The organism is Aquificaceae bacterium, assembly GCA_037722135.1.
GTDB classification, from domain to species: domain Bacteria; phylum Aquificota; class Aquificia; order Aquificales; family Aquificaceae; genus Pampinifervens; species Pampinifervens sericum.
In genome coordinates, this window is sequence record JBBKAW010000067.1 from 1 (window position 1) to 3,804 (window position 3,804).

The 3,804-nt window shown below is 46.0% G+C and carries 5 protein-coding genes and 1 tRNA gene; 1 reads left to right on the forward strand and 5 read right to left on the reverse strand.

The features are described from left to right. Nucleotides 1–31: 31 nt before the first annotated feature. Nucleotides 32–121, forward strand: a tRNA-Ser gene (locus WKI49_04740). Nucleotide 122: 1 nt separating this feature from the next. Here the strand turns inward: WKI49_04740 and WKI49_04745 are convergent. From WKI49_04745 to WKI49_04765, 5 genes are all read right to left on the reverse strand, one after another. Further along, a complete protein-coding gene (locus WKI49_04745; protein MEJ7621804.1) occupies nucleotides 123–1,382 on the reverse strand; it encodes a nodulation protein NfeD in 1,260 nt (419 codons plus the stop codon). A 15-nt stretch (nucleotides 1,383–1,397) separates the two neighbouring features. Then, entirely contained in the window at nucleotides 1,398–2,015 is a 618-nt protein-coding gene (gene hisIE / locus WKI49_04750) for a bifunctional phosphoribosyl-AMP cyclohydrolase/phosphoribosyl-ATP diphosphatase HisIE (GenBank protein ID MEJ7621805.1), read from the reverse strand. Between the two features lie 14 nt (nucleotides 2,016–2,029). Further along, nucleotides 2,030–2,638 carry a segregation/condensation protein A gene (locus tag WKI49_04755; GenBank protein ID MEJ7621806.1) on the reverse strand — a complete coding sequence of 203 codons (609 nt, stop codon included), beginning with the start codon at nucleotides 2,636–2,638 and terminating at the stop codon, nucleotides 2,030–2,032. Then, nucleotides 2,625–3,458 carry an acetyl-CoA carboxylase, carboxyltransferase subunit beta gene (gene accD, locus WKI49_04760; protein MEJ7621807.1) on the reverse strand — a complete coding sequence of 278 codons (834 nt, stop codon included), beginning with the start codon at nucleotides 3,456–3,458 and terminating at the stop codon, nucleotides 2,625–2,627. Before accD ends, WKI49_04755 begins: the two co-directional genes overlap by 14 nt. Before the next feature lie 104 nt (nucleotides 3,459–3,562). Next, nucleotides 3,563–3,804 (reverse strand): hypothetical protein (locus WKI49_04765; protein ID MEJ7621808.1); only part of this gene is annotated, 242 nt, incomplete at its 5' end.

Sequence of the window (3,804 nt, forward strand, 5' to 3'; positions counted from 1 at the left end):
ATGGTGGAGAGATATTATAATATTATTGTAAGGAGAGGTGACCGAGTGGCCGAAGGTGCAGCACTGGAAATGCTGTGTACGGGTAAACCCCGTACCGCGGGTTCGAATCCCGCCCTCTCCGTTTAAGCCTTTCTAACCTTCAATACAAGACCTCTGACCTCCTCCACTATTATCGTATCTCCTTTCCTTATGGCTTCATCGCTTACCGCGTTCCATATCTCACCATGTATAAAGACCTTACCCTTACCCTCCACAAAGTCGGTAAGAGCTTCTCCTTGCTCACCCAGTAGCTCCTCTATGCCGAGCATTTTCCTTCTCTTTTGAGCCTTTAGCCCCAGTCTTCCCGCAAAGAGGAAAAAGGCAACAGTGAGAGCTACCATTGTCCCTATGACGCTAAGAGGTATATCTCCGTAAGGAGAGTCTGGGCTTATGAGAATAAGAGAGCCAAGGGCTAAGGCTATAGCACCCGCAAGAGCAAGACCTCCAAAGGTGGGAGTTATGAGCTCAAGCACCAACAAAAGCAATCCCGCAAGGATAAGTAAAAGCCCAAGCCAGTTTATGCCAATAATACCAAGCCCATACAAACCCAAAAGCAAAGCTATAACCCCCACCGCACCTGGGATAATACTGCCTGGGTTGTAAAGCTCAAAGAATATTCCATAAAAGCCTATAAGCAGGAGCATATAAGCAACGGTAGGGTTTGTTATAACACTGAGGAGCTCTTCCCTTAGGCTTTTGCCTATCTCTACAACTTGAACTCCTTCTGTTTTGAGAGTTATTTCCTTTCCATGTTTTTTGACCACCCTACCCTCAAGTTTTTTAAGAAGGTCTGCCCTATCCACCGCTATGAAGTCTATGACCTTTTCCCTTAAGGCTTCCTCAGGCGTGAGGGAGATGGCTTCCTTTACCATCCTCTCTATTATCTTTGGGTTTCTTCCCTTTTCCTTTGCTATGCTTCTTACAAAGGCGAGCATGTCTTGCATGACCTTCTCTCTCATGGCTTCGTCCATCCTTTCTCCACCCATCTGCACAGGAGTTGCTGCACCTATATTTGTCCCCGGTGCCATTACCGCCACATCCGCAGAAATGGTTATAATAGCCCCCGCAGAGGCTGCACGACCTCCCGGTGGAGAGACATAAACCACCACAGGAATAGAAGTCCTCTGAAACTCTTGAATGACCTCCCTCATGGAGCTTTCAAGACCACCGGGAGTGTTAAGCTCAAGGATAAAGAGCGTTCCACCTTCCTTTTCTGCCTTCTCAAGGCTTCTTTTTATGTAGTCCACCATAAGAGGAGTGACCGCATCCTGCCACTGGGATACAAAGACCTTTGCATGGGAAAAACCTAACAGAAAAACCAAAAAAAGAAATATGACTAACATAAGAAAATCTTAAGCCTATTTCATCCTGCTTGCAAGCTCTTGGAGAACCTCCTCTATGCCTATGCCTCTTATGGTAAGCATAAGGATAAGGTGGTAGAACATGTCAGAGACCTCCGCCCTTATCTCCTCTGGAATGCCTCTCTTTAGTGCTATGAGTGTCTCTATGGCTTCTTCACCAAACTTTTGTAGCACACGGTCTTCTCCCTCCTTGTATAGCCTTACCGTATAGGAGTCTTCTGGCATTTCCTCAAGCCTTTGACGTATTATCTCCTGTAGCCTTTGCAAGGCTTCAAAGGGTAAGACCCTTTTTGCCTCTCTTCCTTCAGGGTCTCTAAAAAAGCAGTTTCTTTCACCCGTATGGCAGGCTCTGTTTTTTTCTTGCTCTATTATGTATAGCACCGCATCCTCGTCGCAGTCCACTCGCACCTCAATGACTTTTTGAAGTTCTCCAGAGGTCTCCCCCTTTTTCCATACGCTTTTTCTTGACCTTGAGTAGTAGTGGGCGTAGCCTGTCTGTAGGGTCTTTTCTATGGCTTCTTCGTTAGCCCAAGCAAACATCCTTATCTCACCAGTCCTGTAGTCTTGAGCTATAACGGGTATAAGACCCTCTTGGTTAAACTTAAGCCTTAGCACCACAAACCTCCTAATTAAATATGCTCTCCTACAAGGCTTATTTTCAAGTCCCCGTAAGGCACTTCTTGCTCTATATCCACCACACCCTCTTGGTATAGCACCATAAGAGCCATCAAGTAAGGCACTATATTTTTCCCCAAGAGAAGTCCATAAAAGGAGTTTATAACTCCCATTTCCTTTACCATCTCCCTTAGCTCCTGCAGAGCATCCTCAAACTTGGAGATATGAATGGGAAAGCGTCTTTCCCTTTTTCTTTTACTTTCAGACCTTGTCTTAGAAGCTCTTATGACCCTTTTGACCGTCTCTATCCTTTGCAGGAGCTCCTCTTGAACCTGCTCCTCTTGGCTTTCAAACTGCTCCACTATCTCCTTTAGGGTAAGCCTCCTTCTTTCCCTTTTTTGCTTTGGCTCAGGAAAGAGGACCTCCGCCTGCTTTTTCAAGAGAAAGGACGCAGCGAGCACCGCCCTTGCAGGCACTCTAAGGTCCAAAAGCTCATGCCTTCTTATCTCTTCCATATAAGCCCTTGCCAACACAGATATATCCACATCCCAAGGGTCAAGTTTACCCTCTTCCACAAGCCTGTAGGCAAGAGCAAAGGGATGCTCTTCTTCAAACCTCCACATGCCTTCTCCAATAGGTGGTGAACTTTATGAGCTGGTGCAGGGTATCCTTTAGGTCTTTCCTGTGGACTACCATATCCACCATACCCTTTTGGAGCAAGAACTCCGCAGTCTGAAAGCCCTCTGGCAGTTGCTGTTTTATGGTCTGCTCTATAACCCTTGGTCCTGCAAAGCCTATTAGAGCCTTTGGCTCTGCGATGATAATGTCTCCAAGAAAGGCAAAGCTGGCAGAAACGCCTCCGGTGGTAGGGTCTGTCAAAAGGGTAATGTAGGGAATACCCTTTTCTTTTAGATAGCCCACTCCGATGGAAGTCTTTGCCATCTGCATAAGAGACAGTATGCCCTCCTGCATCCTTGCACCACCAGAGGTGATAACCGCTATGAGAGGAATTTCCTTTTGACTTGCGTGCTTGCAGGCTCTATAGAACCTCTCACCCACCACAGAACCCATACTACCACCAATAAACCCAAAGTCCATAACCACAAGCACCACCCTTTCGTCCTTTAGAAAACCCTCCGCCACAAGCATAGCCTCAGAAAGACCCGTTTGCTCCTGTGCCTGCTTTAGCCTGTCCTTGTAGCTTTTTGTATCCTTGAAGTTTAGAGGGTCTGTGGGTCTTATGTTTTCAAAGAGAAGCTCGTAGTTTTCCAAAAGATGCTCAAGCCTTTCCTTTGCAGGAACATTGAAGTGATGCTGACACTTGGGACACACATTAAGGTTTGCCTTTAGCTCCGGTATATACAAGATAGACTTGCAGTTTTCACACTTTGTCCAAAGAACTTCCTTCTGCTCCTTTTTCCTAAACCTATCAAAAAAGCCCATGCCTATGGTATTTTACCACGCTCTTGTGAGATAAATTAGCAACCAAAAGAAGTGCCTCTGAGGATGGCTTTGGCAAGAAGCTAACGCTTTCTCAACATGACAGTTTAGTTATTAGAACCTTTAGAGGACACGGATATCTCCGCCCTCTTTTTGGCTACATAGTCTTGAACTGCCTTACGAAGTGCCTTTTGCTGGGAGCGGTGCTTGAGATAAGAACTTATGCCATACGCCACGAGGTAGAGAATTAGGAAGAGAAGAACCGTGTAAAAGGCAATAGGGTAAATAAGAAGCACAAGGGCAAAAAGGGCTGGAGCAGAGATGTAGAGGACTATGATAAGTAAAATGG